Raw genomic sequence first — 4,348 nt, forward strand, 5'->3', positions numbered from 1 at the left:
CAATTAACTATGTTATTTTCAGTGTTGTATTTTTTTAAAAAATTAAAAAAAGCTTTACTTAGCGCCATTTAAATATTTTATCAATGAATGTATAAAGGAAATACATTTCGAAAATTAAAATCATCATGCTTACAATCTACTTCAAATGATTTGAAATAAATGTCCCACATAAGCTTTTGTGAATCTATTATAATTGATTGATAATCATGATCGTTTAAAAGGTTCAATTTTTTCGGAACATCTTTTGAGCTTATAAAATTATTTATAATAAAATGTAACCCTAAAAATAAATCCATTGGAGGGTGAGGAATTCTCGGAAAATCAATTAATAAGATTTCACCTGTATCCATTCCTTCTAATTTTTGACCTCCTCCTTGAAAATGATAATAAGGGTGAGTATATTTGGGATCTGCTGAGGTTATATTTTTATCTAAATGCCATGCGTAGTTATACTCTTTAGCATCCTCGTCGTAGCCAACAATATGAATATCGAATGCATACTTCTCAATTAAATCATTTTTATAATAGTCTCTAGAGGAATCTATTAATATATAATGATCAAAATATATTATAAAATCCTTAATAGCAACTGGAGTTGTACCAGAAATGCAATGGTTAATATTTATTATTATTTCTTTAGCATTAATATTAAATTTCCCATTATAGCTAAGTTGAGAGTATATGGCACTTTCTAATTTTCTCAGATTTGTTAATTCTACTGGAATATTATAAGCACTAAATTTTTTTATTATTGTAGATAAATTTCTATAAAATGAATCGTAGTTCCATCCAGACATATTTTATAATGTTTTATTATATTCAATCATTTTTTCTTTATCTATATTATTAAGATATTTATTTAGTTTAGAAGACTCTAAAGATGCTTCCATTGAAATATATTCATTATCTTGCCAAGGAAGTAAATTTTTCTTTCGTAATTCTAATCCATCTAATGGGTCAATGGGTAAAAGTTTATCAAGGCAGATTGTCCAAAAATATTCGCTTTTCGAGTGAATTGATTTTTCAGCTGGTATTAATCTTTTTAAACCAGTTATTTCTGAAATTTTTTCACATCTGGCAGGTCCTTTTAATCTCCTAATATTTTGACCGTCAGTTTTGTTTAACCACCATTCTTCAATTTCATTCCACCACCATCTATTATGTGAAGATGAAAAAACACCTTTATATTTATTTTCTGTAAACTCGTTAAGTAATGAATTCCAGTCTAGTGAATCTTTTTTAATTCCTAGTCTAGCTGATAAGATATCTTCTCCTACAAGAAAATTAAATGATTTTATTATCTTATGATATATAAAAAAAGCAATTTTATTAATATTATCTTTATACTGATCTCCTTCTAAAGTTTCTTTAATCAAATAATCAACTGTTGAATATTGATTATCTGTAGCTTGCAAAATTTTTTGTAAATCACTACCGAGTGAATTGATTGTACTGTAACCTTCTATAAATGATTTTATTCTTGTACACATTTCAGGTAACCTTTGTCGGAACTCTGTTTTAGTTTTTACAAAATCAAACAAATCGTGACTTGTAAAGTCTTTATAATAGGTACTTATATTTTCTTGATTAGTAATTAAGAATATCGGTTTATATTTTTTATCCTCAATATTTTTTGTTCTAAGATTTTGTGCTAATGACGGAGCATTGAATAATATAACACTATCAGACTCTTCATCTAATTTAAAATCCAGTAATATAGCCTGAAAAGCATCAGAAGTCATCTCTAAAAAGACCTTATCGAAGCTTACAGGTTTATGGGGAGTTACTTCAATATCATGTTGTTTGATATCCATTGAAAGTGAGCTTGCGTCAAGATCTTCAATGTATATAATTTTATATTCCATATTTTTCTAGTTCTTTTTCTGTTGCTTTTGGAATTTCTATTCTTATAGTTGTACAATAATCTTCCTTAGGAGAGGCGACAAATATATTTCCTCTATAACTTTTTACAGTATCTTTTACTATCTTTAATCCAAGTCCTGTTCCTGATATTTCATTAGATGGGGCAAAACTTTCAAAATTAACTGAAGAAGTGGTAGTGAAAAATTCATCAAAAATTCTTTCTTCAATTTCAGCAGAAATGCCATCACCATTATCTGAAAATTCCAGATATACTAAATTTTCAACTTCGCCGCATTCGATAAGAATTTTACCTTTGACGCCTGCTCTTTTTATAGCTTTTATTGAATTTGTATATAAATTAAATAATATTGAAGACCATTCTGATGGGTGCATAGGCTTAGTAAATAATCTATATTTTCTAAATATTGGTTCTTCAAATATTGAAATTTTATTATCTAGAAGACTACTTTCTAATGAATTTATAAAGTCTTTTGTGATGATTCTCAAGTCCAAAGGTACCAACTCACGTATTAAATTCTGCGATACAACATTATCAAAATATGAAGTATAATTATTAAAAGTAGTAAAATTCTTATCTAGTATAGTTAGTCTTGTTAAAGCAACATGATCATTATCCAGTTTTCTAATAAGAAAATCAATATCGCTTTTTATATTATCAGTATAATATTTTATTTCATGTATAAATTGGGCAATTGTTAAACCTACACTGCTTAAAACCCTTAACATAGATTTTTCTTTCAAAAACTCTGCTTGTTCTTCTTTTTGTAATTTTTCAATTTCAGAAATTGATTTTTTTAATGCATCTAATTTTCTCTTTCTCCTTTTTTTTACTTCTATACTATTAGTCTCATTCTCTAAAGCTTGATCAAGTTCTTCCAGTGTATGTGATATATTCTTAATGCGCAAATCAATTTTTTCCCAATTTCCTTTCTGGTCTTTTATTTGACCTGAGGTAACTTTTATATTTCTACGTTCTGCAACTTTTAAAACACCTGTTATTAATGTCCTGTAGACAAAGTTTTGCATTTCTATCAATGCCTCGTTTTCCGTTAAACCCTCTCTACTTGAGGTTTCATAGAAATAGTTTTCATGATCAATTAGTTGAACAAACCCAAAGAAATTAACATTTGAGTGCGCCGGTAATATTGATCTTTGTCTAGCTGATTTGTCCAATTTTAACCAGTCGTTAGATGGCTCACCATACGGTAATACTCTAAAACCATTTCGATATAATCTTATTCCTCCTTGAGTTGCTGCTAATTTTTTTATTAATGTTGACTGAGTTGCGGGTACTAGATCGGAATCGTAAATAAAATAATAGGCTTTAAAATTGAGATTTTTTATAAATTTAAATGAAACTCCTGCAATATCTGGATCACTACTTATTTCACCAATTTCATCGATACTTAGTTTTTTACTTATAATGTTAAAGATTCCTTTTCCCTCACTATTAATATAGCCATCTATTTCAGCAACAGCATAGTCGTAAATCATTTTTTGATTATCAGCAATAGTTTTACGAATTCCATTATCTATTTTGTAAAATTTTGTAGAGAAAATATTTTCAGAATATTCATCGTGATATTCACTCGTCTCTTTTATTTGTGCATTTTCAATAATAGGTTTAAGGGTATATGGCTGAATTATGTCAGATACATATCTGTATATTCTCTTAATAGATGCTTCAGACCACTTATCTCGTAAGTCACTTATAATTAGTTCAGTTCCGCATTTGTCTTTGCTTGGTAATTCTTCTAATAAATTATAAATTGAATTTAAATCAGAATCAGCGAGATATTTATTCCAATCTATGGTTAATTGAAGACATATATCTGAATCTTCAGTTTGAGTTATAATTGTTAATTTAGTACCAAGTCTTTGTACTGCAAATCTACCTATTCCCTTTTGACCAGCTCTTTTCCTATTAAACAATTTCGAAAATTGATTGTGTATTTTATTCGTTGAAGAAATTCGCATAAAGCCATTAATGAGTTCATCTCGGCTCATCCCTGTTCCATTATCTTTAATTCTTAAAACTCCCCCAATATCATTTGTTTCAATAAACCGTAATTCTACTAATGTAGCATCTGCATCATAAGAATTTTTAACTAATTCAGAAACAGCTGTTTCTTGTCTTGCAACCAATTCTTTGCCAAGTCTATCTATTACTCCTGAATCAATAGAAAAGCGTACTTTACTCTTATCTAAATCTGCAATTTCTCCGGATAATTTAATTATTTTAGAACTATCAATTATATCTTTTGACAATTCAATATTTAAATCGTTTTTTAAGGCGTTGAGTTTTTCTTGATCATTCATTAAATGCAGTGCTATTTAATATGTAAATATAATAAAAATTGGTTTGGTTACTAATATAACTAGTACGATGAATTTTTAATTGATTAAATTTTAAAATATTAAATATGTTTTAGATTTAAACATTACTAAATTACAAAAATAAAAT

General features: G+C 27.6%; 3 protein-coding genes. All 3 read right to left on the reverse strand.

Going from position 1 to position 4,348, the window contains the following annotated elements; genetic code table 11:
• Nucleotides 1-80 precede the first annotated feature (80 nt).
• Genes DD829_RS22645 through DD829_RS22655 form a run of 3 tightly spaced genes read right to left on the reverse strand, consistent with a single transcriptional unit; the run spans nt 81 to nt 4,203 of the window.
• Entirely contained in the window at nt 81-797 is a 717-nt protein-coding gene (locus DD829_RS22645; RefSeq protein ID WP_116548182.1) for a hypothetical protein, read from the reverse strand.
• A gap of 3 nt (nt 798-800) precedes the next feature.
• Nucleotides 801-1,865, reverse strand: a complete 1,065-nt coding sequence (locus DD829_RS22650; RefSeq protein ID WP_116548183.1) for a hypothetical protein — start codon at nt 1,863-1,865, stop codon at nt 801-803.
• Nucleotides 1,855-4,203 carry a sensor histidine kinase gene (locus DD829_RS22655; RefSeq protein ID WP_108410653.1) on the reverse strand — a complete coding sequence of 783 codons (2,349 nt, stop codon included), beginning with the start codon at nt 4,201-4,203 and terminating at the stop codon, nt 1,855-1,857. Before DD829_RS22655 ends, DD829_RS22650 begins: the two co-directional genes overlap by 11 nt.
• Nucleotides 4,204-4,348: the final 145 nt, after the last annotated feature.

The organism is Chryseobacterium sp. HMWF035, assembly GCF_003094695.1.
GTDB classification, from domain to species: Bacteria; Bacteroidota; Bacteroidia; order Flavobacteriales; family Weeksellaceae; genus Chryseobacterium; species Chryseobacterium gambrini.